This window comes from Sulfuriferula multivorans, assembly GCF_003851125.1.
GTDB lineage: Bacteria > Pseudomonadota > Gammaproteobacteria > Burkholderiales > Sulfuriferulaceae > Sulfuriferula > Sulfuriferula multivorans.
The window spans coordinates 1-17,331 of sequence record NZ_BGOW01000027.1; the positions used below are offsets into that span (position 1 = coordinate 1).

17 protein-coding genes and 2 pseudogenes are annotated in these 17,331 nt (G+C 58.4%); 5 read left to right on the forward strand and 14 right to left on the reverse strand.

Annotated features, from left to right (window positions below; genetic code table 11):
- Together EI185_RS12755 and EI185_RS12760 are read right to left on the reverse strand one after the other, a co-directional pair.
- On the reverse strand, nucleotides 1–433 hold a 433-nt coding region (locus EI185_RS12755; RefSeq protein ID WP_223247667.1), incomplete at its 3' end, for an alkaline phosphatase.
- A gap of 391 nt (nucleotides 434–824) precedes the next feature.
- Nucleotides 825–2,642 (reverse strand): alkaline phosphatase family protein, encoded by a 1,818-nt coding sequence (locus EI185_RS12760; RefSeq protein ID WP_223247821.1) that lies wholly within the window; start codon nucleotides 2,640–2,642, stop codon nucleotides 825–827.
- 223 nt (nucleotides 2,643–2,865) lie between these two features.
- Between EI185_RS12760 and EI185_RS18210 the strand changes: the two are divergent.
- A pseudogene (locus tag EI185_RS18210) lies at nucleotides 2,866–3,407 on the forward strand (transposase); the annotation flags it as partial.
- Nucleotides 3,408–3,419: 12 nt separating this feature from the next.
- Here EI185_RS18210 and EI185_RS12770 read toward each other — a convergent pair.
- A pseudogene (locus EI185_RS12770) lies at nucleotides 3,420–3,851 on the reverse strand (DDE-type integrase/transposase/recombinase); the annotation flags it as partial.
- A 9-nt stretch (nucleotides 3,852–3,860) separates the two neighbouring features.
- Between EI185_RS12770 and EI185_RS12775 the strand changes: the two are divergent.
- From EI185_RS12775 to EI185_RS12790, 4 genes are all read left to right on the forward strand, one after another.
- Nucleotides 3,861–4,058 (forward strand): glycosyltransferase, encoded by a 198-nt coding sequence (locus tag EI185_RS12775; RefSeq protein WP_124705539.1) that lies wholly within the window; start codon nucleotides 3,861–3,863, stop codon nucleotides 4,056–4,058.
- 141 nt (nucleotides 4,059–4,199) lie between these two features.
- Nucleotides 4,200–5,183: a class I SAM-dependent methyltransferase gene (locus EI185_RS12780; protein ID WP_124705540.1), complete on the forward strand. Its 984-nt coding sequence runs from the start codon at nucleotides 4,200–4,202 to the stop codon at nucleotides 5,181–5,183.
- Between the two features lies 1 nt (nucleotide 5,184).
- Nucleotides 5,185–6,192, forward strand: coding sequence for a glycosyltransferase family protein (locus EI185_RS12785; protein ID WP_124705541.1), 1,008 nt, complete (start codon nucleotides 5,185–5,187; stop codon nucleotides 6,190–6,192).
- Nucleotides 6,189–7,463: an O-antigen ligase family protein gene (locus tag EI185_RS12790; protein ID WP_124705542.1), complete on the forward strand. Its 1,275-nt coding sequence runs from the start codon at nucleotides 6,189–6,191 to the stop codon at nucleotides 7,461–7,463. The genes EI185_RS12785 and EI185_RS12790 overlap by 4 nt, the downstream gene beginning before the upstream one ends.
- Nucleotides 7,464–7,628: 165 nt before the next feature.
- Here EI185_RS12790 and asnB read toward each other — a convergent pair whose 3' ends face one another.
- The 11 genes from asnB to EI185_RS12845 are packed head-to-tail and all read right to left on the reverse strand — an operon-like array spanning nucleotide 7,629 to nucleotide 17,301.
- The gene (asnB, locus tag EI185_RS12795; protein ID WP_124705543.1) at nucleotides 7,629–9,428 is read right to left on the reverse strand and encodes an asparagine synthase (glutamine-hydrolyzing); all 1,800 of its coding nucleotides are present in this window, start codon (nucleotides 9,426–9,428) and stop codon (nucleotides 7,629–7,631) included.
- Nucleotides 9,428–10,504 (reverse strand): glycosyltransferase, encoded by a 1,077-nt coding sequence (locus EI185_RS12800; protein ID WP_124705544.1) that lies wholly within the window; start codon nucleotides 10,502–10,504, stop codon nucleotides 9,428–9,430. The genes asnB and EI185_RS12800 overlap by 1 nt, the downstream gene beginning before the upstream one ends.
- Nucleotides 10,501–11,412 carry a glycosyltransferase family 9 protein gene (locus EI185_RS12805; protein WP_124705545.1) on the reverse strand — a complete coding sequence of 304 codons (912 nt, stop codon included), beginning with the start codon at nucleotides 11,410–11,412 and terminating at the stop codon, nucleotides 10,501–10,503. The genes EI185_RS12800 and EI185_RS12805 overlap by 4 nt, the downstream gene beginning before the upstream one ends.
- Nucleotides 11,405–12,511 (reverse strand): glycosyltransferase family 9 protein, encoded by a 1,107-nt coding sequence (locus EI185_RS12810; RefSeq protein ID WP_124705546.1) that lies wholly within the window; start codon nucleotides 12,509–12,511, stop codon nucleotides 11,405–11,407. Before EI185_RS12810 ends, EI185_RS12805 begins: the two co-directional genes overlap by 8 nt.
- 6 nt (nucleotides 12,512–12,517) lie before the next feature.
- Nucleotides 12,518–13,159, reverse strand: coding sequence for an ATP phosphoribosyltransferase (gene hisG / locus EI185_RS12815; RefSeq protein WP_124705547.1), 642 nt, complete (start codon nucleotides 13,157–13,159; stop codon nucleotides 12,518–12,520).
- Between the two features lie 12 nt (nucleotides 13,160–13,171).
- Nucleotides 13,172–14,425 (reverse strand): UDP-N-acetylglucosamine 1-carboxyvinyltransferase, encoded by a 1,254-nt coding sequence (gene murA, locus EI185_RS12820; protein ID WP_124705548.1) that lies wholly within the window; start codon nucleotides 14,423–14,425, stop codon nucleotides 13,172–13,174.
- The gene (locus EI185_RS12825; RefSeq protein ID WP_124705549.1) at nucleotides 14,425–14,667 is read right to left on the reverse strand and encodes a BolA family protein; all 243 of its coding nucleotides are present in this window, start codon (nucleotides 14,665–14,667) and stop codon (nucleotides 14,425–14,427) included. The genes murA and EI185_RS12825 overlap by 1 nt, the downstream gene beginning before the upstream one ends.
- Before the next feature lie 5 nt (nucleotides 14,668–14,672).
- Nucleotides 14,673–15,428, reverse strand: a complete 756-nt coding sequence (locus EI185_RS12830) for an ABC transporter permease (RefSeq protein ID WP_124705550.1) — start codon at nucleotides 15,426–15,428, stop codon at nucleotides 14,673–14,675.
- Nucleotides 15,428–16,333, reverse strand: coding sequence for an ABC transporter ATP-binding protein (locus EI185_RS12835; protein WP_124705551.1), 906 nt, complete (start codon nucleotides 16,331–16,333; stop codon nucleotides 15,428–15,430). Before EI185_RS12835 ends, EI185_RS12830 begins: the two co-directional genes overlap by 1 nt.
- Nucleotides 16,334–16,612 (reverse strand): STAS domain-containing protein, encoded by a 279-nt coding sequence (locus EI185_RS12840; RefSeq protein ID WP_124705552.1) that lies wholly within the window; start codon nucleotides 16,610–16,612, stop codon nucleotides 16,334–16,336.
- The gene (locus EI185_RS12845; RefSeq protein WP_223247823.1) at nucleotides 16,609–17,301 is read right to left on the reverse strand and encodes an MlaC/ttg2D family ABC transporter substrate-binding protein; all 693 of its coding nucleotides are present in this window, start codon (nucleotides 17,299–17,301) and stop codon (nucleotides 16,609–16,611) included. Before EI185_RS12845 ends, EI185_RS12840 begins: the two co-directional genes overlap by 4 nt.
- Between the last annotated feature and the right edge of the window lie 30 nt (nucleotides 17,302–17,331).

Here is a 17,331-nt window from a genome sequence, read left to right on the forward strand (position 1 = left end):
GGTCGATGCTCAACACCCCGTCGCTGGTTTTTACGCCGGTGACCATGGCGGTCATGGTGGGTGCGGAATCCGGCGTTTGCTGGTTGGCGGAATAGGTCTTGGACAGCGCCAGGTAAGGCAGCTTTTCAAAGGCCAGCGAGTTTTTCTCGCCATCCTTGCCCTGCAATTGGCCTTCCAGAATGCGCGAGGCCGTCACCGTGGAAATGCCCATGCCGTCGCCTATGAACAGGATCACATTCTTGGCACGGCGCGCGTTGGGGTGAAGCTGCTTGGCTTCCCTGAGCGCTTTCTGGCCGGCCTTGTACCAGGTGGCAGCGCTTTCGACGCCGGCGGCGCTATCTTCCTCGACTTCGGCAGCAGCCAGCATGCTGTGTGCACATAATGCAAAAGCCGTGGCGGCTACGATGGGTTTCAATCCAAATTTCATTTTCATTTTCAGGCTCCCGGAGAAATGTTGGTTTTAAATCAGAATCTGCACTTGCCAATGACTCAACATGTTCAAACCAGTTTTGCGGTGCCGTTGCAGACTGGGCAAACAGACGCAGCCAACTTCAACTGATTAAACAGTGACCCAAGATACCTGACAGATTTGTCAGAATTGTGAATTCCAGAACTCTACAATTTATTGTTTTTACGATTCCTGGGTTATCCATAGCGGATAGTCGCGAGCGACTCGTGTCGCAAATGTGTCACCTGCATCAAGTCCGCCCGCTAAACTGCCGGTATGCCAAAGTCGAAAAAAATGGCCAAGGTCGCCCTTGGCCATTCCAAACCACGCTTACTGGATACGCTAAATGTTCTGCCCGGCTAGCCGGGGATTAACATCAGTCATCCTGACCTGCATGGTGATCCTGCGCATCCCCATCGCGCTGTTCGAAATGCGCATGGTCGAAATCAAACATGCTCATCAGGTCGCCAATCGCCGGGCGGTTGAGCGGCACGTAGGGGTTGTTTTTGGTGGCAATCGGGTTGGGTAGATTGTCGCGGCTACGCTTGGAAAGCGGGTTGAGCCCCCAGTTCTTCTCGATGAACTTGAGGATGGAGGCATGATCGTTGTATACATGGTCGACATACCCTTTTTTGGCGAGTGGGGAAACCACGATCAGCGGTATCCGGGTGCCATCGCCGAAGAAATCCACCGGCTGGATATAGCCTGAGTCATAGTAGCCGCCGCCCTCGTCGGTGGTGATGATAATCGCCGTTTTCGCCCATGCCTTCTTGTCGCTCTTGACGCGCTTGATCACGTCCGCAACGAAGTTCTCGAAATCGGGCATGGTGGCATTCGCCGGATGGCCGGCCTTGCTCTCGAACGGCCGGATGAAGGATACGGCGGGCAAGGTCGCGTCGTTGGTGACATCCTGGTAAAACTGCGTGACATCCTGCAGGTTGTTCTTCAACGGGGTGGTCATCACGCCCTTGAAACCGGTGAACGGATCGCAGATGGTGCAATACTCGTTGGTCGGCGTGACGCCGTCATTGCGCCCGCCGCTGTACCATTTCCAGGAAACGCCTTTGGCCGACAGGGCTTCGGCGATGGTGGGAATGGTCTGCGGCGGCAACGTGAACAGGTTCGCACCCAGTGGTTTCACCGCGCCTGTGGCGGTATATCCCAGCCCGTAGTTGTTCAGCAGATAATAGGTATTGGGTGCGCAGTTGCCGTTGTTAAAGGCGTTGCCCGGCAACGAGTTGAGGTAATCCATGATGGGCGCGACACCAGGCTGCTTGATATCCGAACAGTCCACGTAGGAACCACCGCGATAACCGTCCTGCTTGTAAAAATTATTGGTGCCGGGTTGCGGATCGGGATTCTCGATCTGGTTGGCAGGCGGCATATCCGGCACACCATCCAGATTGTGAAACGCAACGTCGCCCGTGGCAATGGCAATGAAGTTCGCGCCGGTTCCGCCCATGATGGACTGGTGGTAGTTGTCGCTGATTGCATAATGATCCGCCATGGCCTTGAAGAGAGGCGCATCGCCGGTGCTCATGTTATAAAAACCCATCGCTTCGCCGCCCTGAAAGGTGTTGCCGGGCGTGGGGGCTGGCGCACTGTTTTGCGGACCGATGCCGACCGTCTGGTTAGCCCAGACAAACAGATCATTTTTTCCCTTGTTGGATTGCTGCCACATCTGGAAAAAGCGGTGCATCGGGTCGCCGGTGTGTGCGTCATAAGATACATACTTGGTAATCTGGAATGGCCCATTGGGCAGATTTGCCGGGAAGCGCGCATCGGGAACACCCGGCGGCAGGCCTGTTGCATAGGTGGTGGCGGGTTGCAGCAAATGCGCATACGGTCCGGTCAGCGAAGGGTCAATGCTGTAGCTGTTCGGATTGGAAGCCTGCTGCTGCGCTGCCAGCGAGAAGTTGGGGCCGGGCGAACCGTCCGCGTTGATGATGCCTTTGGACAGCAAGTTCTCCACGGTTTGCCCGCGACGCGGCTTGTAGCCGCCATACAGGTTATCAAAGGTATGGTTTTCGCCGATGATCACGATTACGTGCTCGATCGGCGTTGCGGTCTTCAAGCGTTCATGGGAATGTCCATTTTCATCACTTTCATTCATGGCATGGGCAGCGTTGAATTGCCAGATCATGGCAAGGCTAAGCGCCAATACCGATAATTTCGGACTGTTATTCATTTTCATCAGGAACCCCTATGGCTGTTCAATGGTTGAATTTCATGGTTGTCGAGCCTGAGTGCGCCCACGCATGGGGAAATAGGCTCCCTTTGCTGCGCAAAGGCGATGCGCGGATAACACCACGCACGGACCATCCTAGGTGTCCAACATGACGGCCATATTAAAGATGACCTTACCCATGAAAACGTATCTCTTAGCTGATTGTTACAATCAGCAAAAGGAGAACGCAATGAGTGAAGTAAAACGCCGCGCGCAGTACTCACTGGAATTCAAGCAAGAAGCGGTTCGGCTGGTACTGGCAGGCAAAAGCATGGCAGCAGTAGCACGTACCCTGGGCATCGTAGACCAGACCCTGTTCAACTGGGTCAAAGCCCATCGACAGGGACGGCTTGTCGGAGCAGACCGCAAACCGGTCAGCGCTGAGCAAATGGAACTCACACGCCTGCGTGCTAAGAATACCCGCCTCAAGATGGAACGCGACATCCTAAAAAAAGCCACGGCGTACTTTGCACGGGAGCTACTGTGAAGTACGCCTGGATTAACCGGCATACAAGCCGTTGGCCCATCCGCCTGACGTGTGAGGTGTTGAGTGTCAGCGTCAGCGGCTACTTTGCCCACCGTAGCCGGTCAACACAGCCTGGCACGCCTGAGCTCAAGCGCATCAGTGCTGCCGCCTTGCTGACCCACATCTGCGCCATCCATGCCCAGGTGCGGCAGGAATACGGCAGCCCCAGAATGTGGCGAGAGCTACAACACAGAGGCATCCCGGTAGACCAGCGTGACGGCGCTGATGTATTCCGGGCCGTTGTCGCAGCGGATCGCCTTCGGTGCGCCGCGCCACTCGATGACCTGGTCCAGCGAGCGGACGACACGCTCTGACGGCAGCGAGAAATCGACGTCAATGCACAGCCCTTCCCGGTTGAAATCGTCGATCACGTTGAAGAGCCGGATGCTGCGGCCATCGGCCAACTGATCGTGCATGAAGTCCATCGACCCTACTTCATTGATCTGCGCCGGCACCGCCAGTGCCAGCGGTTTCTCACGCACCAGGCGCTGTCTTGGCTTGATGCGCAGGTTCAGTTCCAACTCCCGGTAGATGCGGTAGACGCGTTTGTGGTTCCAGCCGAACTGCTTCACGTTGCGCAGGTACAGGAAGCACAGGCCGAAGCCCCAGTTGCGCTGGTGCGTGGTCAGCCGGATCACCCAGTCGGCTATCGCAGCGACATGCGCGAAGTGTTTGCGGTGTCCGACATCGTGCTTTCACTGTCCAGCAAACCGGAGTCATTTGGCCGCACGGTGCTGGAGGCGCTGCGGCTGGGCACGCCGGTGGTCGGGTATAATCACGGCGGCGTCGGCGAGATACTGGCGGCGGCCTATCCTGCCGGGCTGTTTGAACTGGGGGGATATGGATATGCTGGTTGAACGCGTTACCGAATTACTGGAACAGCCGGTGGGGTTGCCGATTCTGGCGTTTACCCTTTGGCAGCGATGTTGGACGATACACTGGCGGTTTATCTGCACTCAGCGCGAGCATAAGCGCGCACATTTATCTGGATTGGTACTATGACTTTGGTGTGCAGGATTTGCGGCAACGTGGAAGGCAACATCCCTTATCGCGTTCGAGAAATGATGTTCGGCACACGCGAAGTATTTGATTATTTCCAATGCAAACAATGCGGCTGTCTGCAAATAGCGGACATCCCAACCGACCTCGCGCGCCATTATCCGAACGACTATTTCTCCTTCAAAAAATTCAGCCGCTCCACGCAAAATCCATTACGTGGCTTTTTCGACCGGCATCGGGTCATGCAAGGTCTGGGACAGCCAGACTGGATAGGGCGTTTCGCGGGCCTATTTGCCAAACCACTCAATTATGTTGAATGGCTCAATAAAACCAGGCTGGATACGCGTGCCAGCATACTGGATGTGGGCTGCGGGCGCGGAAAGCTGCTACTGAGAATGCGCCTGGGTGGCGTGCAGGATTGCACCGGGGTCGACCCTTTCCTGACAGAGACGGTTCGCTATGACAATGGCGTGACCATCCACAAAACCAGTCTCACAGAATTTGCCCGAACCGCTTCCAAAAAATACGATCTGATCATGTTCCACCACTCCCTGGAACATATGGAGAACCCCGGCGAAATGTTGAAAAGCGCTGCGCGTCTCCTGTCCAGCAGGGGCACCATCATGGTCAGAATTCCGGTCGCAGACTGCTATGCCTGGGAACATTATGGCGTCAACTGGATGCCTCTCGACGCGCCCCGGCATCTGTATTTGTTGACCCGGAAGAGTATGCAGATTCTGGCCGAGCAGGCCGGGCTGCAGATATGGCGCACCGAATACGACTCCACCATCCAGCAATTTACCCATAGCGAACTCTACTGTCGGGATATCCCGTTGAATGTCAGCGAAAAGGAAAAACGCATCTTCTCGCGGGCAAAAATCAAGGAATTCAAGCGCCAGGCCGAGCAACTGAATCAACAGCAAAGAGGCGATCAAGCCGTGTTTTATCTGTCTTTGGCCGGCATCTCGCCTCAGGCGAACTGAAGTGCGCATCCTGCTGGTCGCCAAACCCTGGAAAGGCGGGCTTGCGCAATACCTGTTCGATGCCCTGCAGGACTTGTTCCCCGGACAGGCGCAGTGGATGACTACCTACCCTGACAGCCTTGCCGACTATCTGGCCTACCGTATTGATAAGCGCAAATGGCAGCGCGACCGGGTCGCACGGATCAACGCCAGCGACTATGACTGCGCGCTGTTCATCAACCACATTCCCGCTTTCAGAGATTTGCACACTGACCGCAAGCACATCCTCTGGCTCACTGATGCGCCGAGGTTGTCAGTGGGTGATTGCACCCCTTTTAAGCGTATTTATCTCTCGGATGCGGGTTATGCGGAAGACTTGTTCAAGGTCATCAATCCGGCGCATTACCGGGGGGAACTGGCATTTGCCTGCCACCCCAAGGTGCATCGCCCTGCCCCGGCAGCGCGCAATCCGACAGGCTGCTGTTTTATTGGCAACAAGGATAACCAGCGCGACCTCTGGCTGAATGGTCTGATTGCATCAGGCATGCGGCCGGTGGTGTATGGCAATTACTTCCTGCGTACACGCCTTTTCTGGCAGCACCCGCAACTGTTTCGCCCAGCACTCGCCAACGCAAAAATGGGGGAAGTCTATGCACGCCATCGTATCTCGCTCAACATCCACGCCCAGGTGGTGCGGCACGGCACCAATATGCGCAGTTTCGAATGCGCGGCTTACGGCATCCCGCAGGTCCTCGATTATCGGGATGGACTCGCACAATATTTCGAGCCTGACACCCAGATGCTGATCAGCCATACTCCCGGGCAAATGGCAGACCAGGTAAAATATCTGCTGGCGCATCCTGATGCCGCCGCTGGCATCGCGCAACGGGCGCGTACTCGCGCCTTGGCCGAACATACCTATTACCATCGCCTGCTCTCGATACTTGCGGACTGGTTGTCGCCAGCCGCCAATACTGCCAGCAGGCAACTTGTCACATCTCTCATTGCTCACCAGGAAACCCCCGCATGACTTCCTCTGAACCCGTTGTTCTCTCTACCCCCGCCGGATCATTTGCGAACGCCGTGCGCCAGCATGGCTGGTGGCTGATCGCCGCATTTGTTTTCGCCTCACCCATGGGCAAAGGCTTTGAGGTACCGCTGGCGCTGATGACCTTCGGCGGTATTGCGCTGATGTTCAAGGATGGACGCGCCATCTGGCGGCACCCTTCGATGCGCTGGCTGCTGTTGCTGTTCGTCTGCATCTGGCTTCCGCTGGTGACGGCGTTGCCGGATGCAATCACCTTCGAGCCGGCTGCCAGCACGGCACTGGCTTATGTACGCTTTCCGCTGGCCGGTGTATTTGCGCTGTATGCGCTGCGCGATGAGGCCAGCCGCAGCAAGCTGTTCATAGCCATCACGGTGCTGCTGAGTTTGTGGATTGCCGATGGACTGCTGCAAGCCGCCATCGGTCATGATGTATTCGGCTATCAACCCGCCGGCGGCCGTATCACCGGTCCGTTCGCCAAGCTCACCATGGGACTCATCTTGGCGGTGCTGGCACCGATCTATTTTGAAGTCATCCGCCGTTATGCGGCACGCTCAAGTGGCTGGTACTGGCTGGCATTGCTGCCTTACTCCGCGGCAATTCTGCTATCGGGCAGCCGCGCTGCGTGGGGAATGTACGCTGCAGGGATGGTGGGCTTTGCCGTGTATGCCTATTTCACCGCACCCAGACGCCACTTGGGCCGGGCAATCCTGATAGTTTTGCTGTGCGCCGCGTCGATCGGGGCGCTGATTGCCGTCTCCCCGCCTCTGCAGGACAAGCTGCGTGTCACAGCCGGTCTGTTCAGCGGCAATTATGAAAAAATGGACGAGGCAACAAGCATCCGTCTGCCGATCTGGAAAACCGGCATCAACATGGTCAAGGAGCATTGGCTGAACGGGATCGGCGCACGCGGCTTCCGCTACATCTATCCCCAGTATGCAGCCCCGGACGACCCTTTCATGAAGGTCAACCCAACCTCCGGCCCCACCCATCCACACCAGATCACGCTGGAAATTCTGATTGAAACCGGTGTAATCGGGCTGCTGGGCTTCGTGGCGTTCCTGATTCTGATGCTACGCCGCACCTGGCAGGCGATGCGCGCCGGCAATACCTACGCCGTACCATTGGGGCTGTCGGTGCTGGTGGCAACCCTGCCGGTGAATGCGGGCATCGCATTTTATGGCAGCATTTTGTCAGCGCTGGTGTGGTGGCTGGTTGCGTTGTATTGCGCGACATTGATCCAGGCAGATAATTAAGGCTGGAAAAGCGGTCGAAGCCACAGAGAACACTGAGAAAAAATGTTTTGGTGTTTTTCCAGCATCACTTGTCAAAAAAACGATTCACCTCAAAGCCTGCGCGACTCTCTGTGACCTCTGTGACCTCTGTGTTCTCTGTGGCTAAATGCCTTTTTCAGGTTAAAGTCAGGTCGCTGCAGCGCCCACCCAATCATGCAGCGTCCCAGTTCGGCCTTCCATAAAACGCTCATACCACAACCCATACTGCAACAAGGCCCAGACAAAGGTGGTTTCATCCCCGCTGCGGGATTGTCGGTCAATCAGCCGCGTCAGCGACTCGGTGCGCATCGCCTGGAACGCCGCATGGCCACGACAAGCCGCACCTAACTGCGCCATACGCTCGCCGCGCAGCCATTCTCTGACCGGTACGGTGAAACCTTTTTTCTTGCTCCACAGGTGATCTTTCGGCAAAAACTGCTCGGCCCAGCGGCGCAGGAATATTTTGCCGGTGCGGCCTTCCACCTTGAGCCGGTCCGGCAGCGCCAGGCCGAATTCCACCACGCGATGGTCGAGGAACGGCACGCGCCCTTCCACGCCATGCGCCATCATCATGCGGTCGGCCTTCACCAACAGGTCGTCGGCAAGCCAAGTGGCAATGTCGGTATATTGCATGCGCGCCAGATTGCTCCAGCGCGGGTTGGCTGCGCGCCAGGCCTGTATGAAAGGAGCACGGGCAATGCTTTCCACGTCACTGCCATTGAACAAATCCGCAACAGACACTGATTTTGCCAGCCCGCGGGTGCGGTAGCCGCCGCTGCCAGGGTGTTGCAGCGCCTGCCACAACCGTTTGATGCGGGGTGCGCGATAGCGTCCGTAACCCGCAAAGACTTCATCGCCGCCTTCGCCGGACAGCACCACTTTGACGTCCACGCTGGCGCGCCGGGCCAACAGCCAGGTGGGCAGGTTGGCGTAGTCGGCCATCAGCTCGCCGGAGACGGCGATGGTGTCGGGTAGCACCGCCAGCAGTTCGCGCTCGCTGAGAGCCAGCTCGGTATGCTGCGTGTGAAACTGTTCGGCGATGCGGCGCGCAGTGGCGAGTTCGTTATTCACCGCCGCGCCGGGAAATCCCACCGAATAGGTATGCAGCGGCTGGTCGCTGTAACGGCGGATCAGCGCCACCAGCGTGGAAGAATCCACACCGCCCGAGAGAAACACGCCGAACGGCACGTCGGCGCGCAGATGCTGCTGCACCACGGTCGCCATCAGATCGTCGAAGCGGCGTGCCGCCTCCGCATAAGAAATTTCCAGCGGCTCGACATCGCTTAATTGCCAGTAGCGTCTGCGCGCGGTAATGCGACCGCCGCGCACTTCCACCAACTCGCCGGGCCATACTTTTTCGATGCCGGCGACGATGGTGCGCGCACCGCTGATGAAATTGCTCTGGAAATATTGCAGCAGCGCGTCGGGCTCGATGCGTGCAGGCTCGCCTGCCGGCAACAGCGCTTTGATTTCGGAAGCGAACACGACGCCCGCGCTATCCGCCTTGATGAACAGCGGCTTGATGCCGAGCCGGTCGCGCGCCAGCAGCAGGCGATCGCGGGCCACGTCGTACAGCGCAAAGGCAAACATGCCGAACAGATGCCGGACAAAATCATCGCCATATTCGCGGTAGGCATGGAGGATGGTTTCGCAGTCGGAATGCGTGCTGAACACATGGCCGCGCGCTTCCAGCGTGGCGCGCAACTCGATGTGGTTGTAGATTTCGCCGTTGGCCACCACACACAGCTGGCGATCCCGGGTATACAGCGGCTGGTTGCCTCCGGCCAGATCGATGATGGACAGCCGGGTGTGCACCAGGCCCAGCCTGGCGGTCTGGTAATAGCCAGTCGCATCCGGTCCGCGGTGGTGCAGCGCAGCCGCCAGTTGCGTAAGCGCTGCTTGCGGCACCGCTGCCGACACCGAATAAATGCCCGCAATGCCGCACATCAGCGCAGCGCCGCCAGCAGGTGTTGATGCAGTGCGGTGTATTCGCCCACGATTCCGGCTTCCGAAAACTGCTGCTCAAGCTTATGGCGCGCCTGCGCGGCAAGCTTGCTGCAAGCGCTTTCATCCCCGATCAGCGCGCGTATCGCGCCGGCCATGGCAGCGGCATCCTCCAGCGGGGTGAGCACACCGTCCACGCCTTCCTCGATCAACTCCTGCGCGCCCTGGCTGCGCGTGGACACCACCGCCACCCCCTGTGCCCAGGCTTCCAGGATCACATTGCCCAGCGGCTCGTGCCGCGACGGGCAGACGAACACATCGGCGCTGCGATATACCGGCGCGGGGTCGGCCTGCCAGCCCAGCCAGTGTACTCGGTCACCGATGCCGAGCTGCGCCGCGTGCTGGTGCAGCGCAGCGCGCAACGGACCGTCGCCCGCAATCGCCAGATGCAAGGAGCGGCCTGCCAGCTGCGCGGGCAATAGATGAAAAGCGTCGAGCAAATCCGCCATGCCTTTGTTCGGGTGCAAACGGCCCACCGCCGACACGACCCAGGCATCGTGCGGCAAGCCCAGTGCATGGCGGTGCATGGCTTGCTCCGTAACACCGAGCGGCGCGCCCGGCTCGACGAAATTGCCGATATGGAACACGCGCTGCGCAGGCAGTCCATGCTGGATGAGGTAATCGCAAATGCCGCGCGTATTGCCTACCCAGGCGTGGGCGTGGCGGTAACCCTTGAGGTCGTAATAGCCGCCCAGACGCGCCACATGCACCGGTTTTTTCCCGAGCTTGAAATGGGTGAGGCGCGTGGCACGCCCCATGTAGGTCTGCACGATGTCGGCACCCTCGGCGCGGGCGGTCATGCCGATTTTCCAGCGTGAAGGCAAGTCCCACACACTGCGCAACGGCAGATGGCGCTGCTGCACGTTGGCGCTCAGTTCGGCGTTGATCGCACTGCCCGGCGGCGTGATGCTGGTGACACGCTCGCCGCGCTGCGCCAGCGCGTTCACCAGGCGCGCATAGAACCGTTCCGCGCCGCCGGATTGCTTGCTGCCGATAATGTGCAAGGAATGGATGTTCATGGCGAGTTCAGCAGATCGTTCAATTGTTCGGCTACCCTTGCCACATCGAGCCGGGCAAGGTCGTTGCCCGGCGCAATCAGCCAGCGCGCACGGGCGCCCCAGGGATGATAACGCAGCGGCTCGCCCGGACCGAATACGGTAAGCGTAGGGGTGCCGACTGCGCTGGCGAGGTGGCCGAGGCCGGAGTCATTCCCCACAAACACCGTTGCGCGTTGCAACACGGCAGCGGCCTCCAGCAGACCGCTTTTACCCGTCAGATCGAGGCAGGGCAAGGACAGCGTGCGGGCGATGTCCGCCACACGCGCACTGTCGGCAGCGCTCCCCAGAAAAATCACGGCGTCGAATTGTCCGCTGCAGTGCTGCGCCAGTTCAGCAAAGTGCGTGGCCGGCCAGATCTTGCCTTCCCAGTTGGCGCCCGGCCCCAATGCCAGCCAGCGTTTGCCGGGCAGCCCTTGCAGCCAGGCTGCCACACGCGCATGGATCGCCGGTGCTATCCATAACTCAGCGGGCGGTGGCTGGCTGTGGCCCAGCAGCGGTTCAATTGCCATGAAATGCCGCACCACGCTATGGCGTTCAGGCGGGTGATGTTTGACTTTATGCAAGCGCCGTCTGGCCCGCAGCAGCCAGCCTAGGCCATCGGTGCGCAGGTCCACGATGAGGTCGTAGCGCTTGCGCCGCAGTTGCCTCACAAAGGCCAGCTTGTCGCGCCAGCGCGCATTTTTGTGCTTGAGAATGATCTCGTCGAGTGCATCGAAGTGTTCGAACAAGGCGGCCGAACGCGCATCGGCGACGATGTCGAAGCGCGCCTGCGGATAGCGTGCGTGCAATGCGGCCAGCACCGGGGTGGTCATGACCGCGTCACCGATATTGCTCAGGGTGACGAACAGAATGTGGCGCGGGTCAGGCATCTGGAAGCGCCTCAAGGATTCTGGCCGGCACCCGGACGATGGCTTGCGCTGGCGGTGCAGTGAGCAATGCCAGAACCTGCGCCGGGTGCACCTCGCGCATGCACGAGTGATGCGCGCAATGCTTGCGATAGCAATTGCTGCACGGCAAGTCGGCCTGGATGGCGATAACCCGGTCGCCCAGCGGTTTGACGCGGGTGGGGTCGGTAGGCCCGCAAATCACTACTTGCGGACGTTCGCTGCAGGCGGCCAGATGCGAGGTGCCGGTGTCGTTGCCGATGATGCAGCGGGCATGCCCGGCCAGCGGAATGATGTCCAGCATTTCGGTGGCGCCGCACAGATTCACTGCCGCTGCACCTATGCTGCCGGCGATGGTGTTGCCCAGTTCGGCCTCATCCGGGCCGCCTGCGATGACAATGTGCCTGACCAGCCCCTCTGCCAGCAGCAAGCGGCCCAATTCGGCGTAGTTTTGCTCTCCCCAGCGTTTGAGGTAACCGCGCGGATGGCAGCCGGGGAACAGCAGCGCATAGTTTCCATCCGCGATGCCATGTTGGGCCAGTAGATGTTGCACACGTTCACGGTTGTGCTCCGGCACCGCCAGCACCGGATGGCTGGTGGTTGTGGGAATACCTGCCAGCTTGAGCGCAGCGCGCATGCGCAGCACCGGGTTGATGTCCAGCGGCAGGTCGTCCGGACCGATGGTGTATGGCCAAAAACCATGATTGCCGACGCGATGGCGGATCCCCTTGCCGGTGAGTTGCAACGCGCCAAGCAACAAACGGCTGCGGTCACTGGTCTGCAGATCTACGACCAGATCGTAGCGCCCTGCGCGTATGCTGCGCAGCCAGCGCAGCATGGCGCCGAACCTAGCTGATTTTGGACGCGTATCCAGCGCGATGATTCTCGCAAAGCGCGTATCGGCGGCAAACAGTGCCTGATTGGCGGGTTGGGTATTTAAATGGATTTCGGCACGCGGAAAAGCGCGGCGGATATCCTCGAACAATGCGCTGGCCATCACCAGATCGCCCAACGCACTCCATTTGATGATCAGGATGCGCTGGATGGATGAATCGGCGGGCAGGTCGACGGGCTTTGCCGACAACGGGCGTCAATCCGTCTTGATGGCCGAAGCGATGCTGTCCAGTACCGGCTGGATTTCTGCGCGCTTCAATTTGAGCGAGGCCTGGTTGACCACCAGGCGCGAACTGATGTCCATGATGTCTTCCACAGCCACCAAACCATTGGCCTTGAGCGTACTGCCGCTGCTCACCAGATCGACGATTACATCGGCGAGCTTGACCAATGGCGCCAGCTCCATCGAACCATACAGCTTGATGAGATCGACATGGACGCCCTTGGCGGCAAAGTATTCGCGTGCGGTTTTCAAGTATTTGGTGGCCACGCGCAGGCGCGCGCCCTGATGCACGGCCTGTTCGTAGTCGAAAGCCGGGTGGGCTGCCACCATCATCTTGCAACGCGCGATGTTCAAATCCAGCGGCTGGTACATACCCTCGCCGCCGTGCTCGATCAACACATCCTTACCCGCCACGCCGATATCCGCCGCGCCGTATTGCACATAGGTAGGCACGTCAGAGGCACGGATAATCACCAGGCGCACATCGGGCCGGTTGGTGGCGATAATCAGCTTGCGCGATTTTTCCGGATCCTCGCGTGGAGTGATCCCTGCAGCTTCGAGCAGCGGCAGGGTTTCCTGGAAAATGCGGCCTTTGGACAGTGCAATGGTAATCATGGGTACCTCTGGTCATTTTACGCGACGAATACTCGCACCCAATTGGGCGAATTTTTCCTCGATGCATTCGTAGCCACGGTCGATATGATAAATGCGTTCAATGATACTTTCACCTTCGGCCACCAGCGCCGCCAGCACCAATGACGCCGAGGCGCGCAGATCGGTCGCCATGACCACTGCGCCTTCCAGCTTGTCTACGCCACGCACCAGAGCGGTGTTGCCTTCCACCGAGATGTCGGCACCCAGGCGCTGCATTTCCTGCACATGCATGAAGCGGTTTTCGAAAATGGTTTCGGTGACCGTCCCCACGCCCTCGGCGATACAGTTAAGCGCCATGAATTGTGCCTGCATATCGGTGGGAAATGCCGGGTAAGGCGCGGTTTTGAGGTTCACCGCCTTGGGGCGGGTACGCATTTCCAGGCTGATCCAGTCGTTACCCACATCGATATGGGCACCGGCTTCGCGCAACTTGTCCAGCACCGATTCAATAATGTCGGCACGCGTATTCAACACTCGGATCTGCCCCTGCGTGATCGCGGCAGCCACCAGGTAGGTACCGGTTTCAATCCGGTCAGGCATGATTTTATGGGTGGCGCCGTGCAGCTTGTCGACCCCCTCAATAACGATGACATCGCTACCCGCGCCTTCAATTCTGGCGCCCATCGCAATCAGGCAATTGGCCAGATCCACCACCTCCGGTTCACGCGCCGCGTTCTCCAGAAAGGTGGTGCCATCGGCCAGGGTAGCAGCCATCATCAGGTTTTCAGTACCGGTCACGGTCACGGTATCCATGAAAATGCGCGCCCCCTTGAGACGGCTAGCCTTGGCGTGGATGTAGCCGTGTTCGATGTGGATTTCCGCACCCATCGCCTGCAAACCCTTGATATGCAGATCGACCGGGCGCGAACCAATGGCGCAGCCGCCCGGCAACGATACCCTGGCTTCACCATAGCGCGCCAGGATGGGGCCAAGCACCAGAATCGATGCGCGCATGGTTTTGACCAGTTCGTAGGGCGCCTCAAGCTTGTCCAGATGCGCTGCCTGCAACGCCACGCCGCCCTGGTCGTCGAGCGAGACCTGCATGCCGAGATGGCCGAGCAGTGTCAGGCTGGTGCTGATGTCCTTGAGTTTGGGCAGGTTTTCCAGATGCAGCTTATCCGCGCTGAGCAGGCCGGCACAGAGTATCGGTAGCGCTGCATTTTTCGCACCAGAGATGCGCACTTCTCCCGACAGACGTGCGCCGCCCTGTATCGCCAATTTATCCATCAGTTATTTCCTGCTGCCCATTCTTCCGGGGTCAGGGTTTTCATGGAAAGCGCGTGGATTTCCGCCTTCATGCGATCGCCCAGCGCGCGGTACACGATCTGGTGCTGCTGCACGCGATTTTTGCCGCGGAATTCAGCGCTGACGATGAGCGCTTCAAAATGCTGGCCATCGCCGGCCACGCGCACGAGTTCGCAGGGCATGCCCTGTTCGATATATTGCTGGATGTTTTCGGGAGTAACCATGTCTATTAATGCCGGAGTTTGTAGCCGCTTTTGAGCAGAATCAGGGTGAGTGCGGATAATGCCACAAAGCACACCCCTACGACCAGCAGGCTCAATTGCGGCGTTACGTCGGCAATGCCGAAAAAGCCGTAGCGGAACCCGTCTATCATGTAAAAAATCGGGTTAAAACGCGACACCTCCTGCCAGAATGCGGGCAATGAGTGGATCGAGTAGAACACTCCGGAGAGAAACGTCAGCGGCATGATGAGGAAATTCTGAAACGCAGCCAGCTGGTCGAATTTTTCCGCCCAGATACCGGCGATAATTCCCAGTGCGCCGAGGATACCCGTACCCAAAAACGCAAAAACAATCAGCCACAGCGGATGCAGAATGGTGAGCTGGGTAAACGCCAGCGTGACCACAAATACACCCAAACCAACCACAACGCCGCGTACCACCGAGGCGAGCAGGTAAGCCGCAAAGAACTCCAGATAGGACAGCGGCGGAAGCAGCATGAATACAATATTGCCGGTGATCTTGGATTGAATCAGGCTGGACGAACTGTTGGCGAAGGCATTCTGCAGCATCGACATCATCACCAGTCCGGGTACCAGAAACGCAGTGTAGCGAACGCCCGGATAAACCTGCACATGCGCTTCCAGCACGTGTGAAAAAATCAGCAGGTAGAGCAGCGCGGTAATCACCGGCGCCAGCACCGTCTGGAACGACACTTTCCAGAAGCGCAACATCTCCTTGTACAGCAGAGTGTAGAAACCGACCATCACGACGCCCCCATTACCTGGACGAAAACATCTTCCAGATCCGGCTGGGTGAGCTCCATTTCCTGAATGCAAATACCCGACTCGCGCAACTGCGCCAGCACCCCCTCCATATCCGCGTAGTGATCCAGTGCCAGTACATACAAACCTTCGGTGTAACTGACAACACGTGCGGCCAGTCCGGCAGGTAGTGCGTCGGGTGTAATCCTTAAGCACAGATGGCGCTCGGCGATACTCTTCAGGAGGTTGGCAGTGCTGTCCAATGCCACGATACGACCCTGCTTGAGCATGGCGACCCGATTGCACAAGGCTTGCGCTTCTTCCAGATAATGGGTGGTGAGTACGATGGTGTGACCATCCTCATTGAGCTTGCGGATGAAAGCCCACAGTGACTGACGCAGTTCCACGTCCACCCCGGCGGTCGGTTCATCCAGGATAATCACTGGCGGCTTGTGCACCAGTGCTTGCGCAACCAGCACGCGTCGTTTCATGCCACCGGATAATGTACGCATGTTGCGATCGGCCTTGTCGAGCAAATCGAGATGCGCCATGATCTCGTCGATCCAGTCGTCATTGTGGCGCAGGCCGAAATATCCGGATTGAATGCGCAGTCCCTCGCGCACGGTGAAAAAAGGGTCGTACACCAGTTCCTGCGGCACTACGCCGAGCGCCGTGCGCGTGGCGCGGTAATCTTTCACCACGTCGTGACCCATCACTGCGGCGCTGCCGCTGCTGGCCCGAGTGAGCCCGGCAAGGATGCTGATAAGCGTGGTTTTGCCCGCGCCATTAGGGCCCAGCAGGGCAAAAAATTCGCCTTGCTGCACTTCCAGGTCAATGCCCTGCAAAGCATGCAAACTGCCGAAATGCTTGTGTAACTGGCGAACCAGAATGGCCGGTGTAGTGCCCATTTATTGCGGGATCAAATCCAATACGCCGTAAAGCGTGGCGAGCCCTCTCAGATTGGCAGGCAGATTGATGCAGCGCAGTTCAACTCCAGCGTGCTCGGCCTCACGTCGACATTCAATAATCAGGGCGAGCGCTGCCGAATCGAGCTCGTTCACCTGGTGAAAATCGATGATATTTGCGCCCTGCCTGATGGCATCGGTGCTGGACTTGAGCACCTGGGTAATGGTGGAAATAGTCACTTCCGCATCGAGAACGCAGATGGCGTTTTCGACTGCTGTCATTTGTGCGTACTATGCGATTTTTTATCCATCCCGGCTCCCGGTTTTTCGGGCTGATGGCCAGTATTCTGCTGATTGCGGCTAGCGAGCGTGCGAATCAGCCCATCAATGCCAGACTGGCGAATTTCCGTACCAAACGAGCTACGATAGTTGGTCACCAGACTGACGCCGTCGATAACCACATCGTAGACTTTCCAGCCGAAGGACGTTTTTTCCATACTGTAGTCAATCGGGATAGGCTGCGCGCCGGGCTGCTTGACCTGCGTCTGCACTGTCACGTCGGTCGCGCCGGGAGTCATGCTGAAAGGTTTGAATTCAATGGTCTGATTATTGAATTCGGTCAGCGAACTGGCATAGGTGCGCACCAGCAGGGTACGAAATTCCTGAATCAGCGACTGGCGCTGAGCCGGCGTGGCCCGCGGCCAATATTTTCCCACAGCAAGCATGGTCATATGGTTAAAGTCGAAATTGGGCAGGACCTTGGCGTCCACCAACTCGTATACCTTGTGGGTGTCGCCAGCCTGAATGTCCTTGTCCTTTTTGAGAATGGCAACCACTTCCTGGGTGGTGGTCTTGACCAGCACATCGGGCGACACATCGGCGGCCGCAGCCGGTCCGTGGGCGGCAATCAAAAGGCTCAACGCTGCCAGACTCCCCAGCAGCCATTTCTCTACCTGCGTAAATGATTTCACTATGGGTTCATCCTTCATGATTAAATTTGT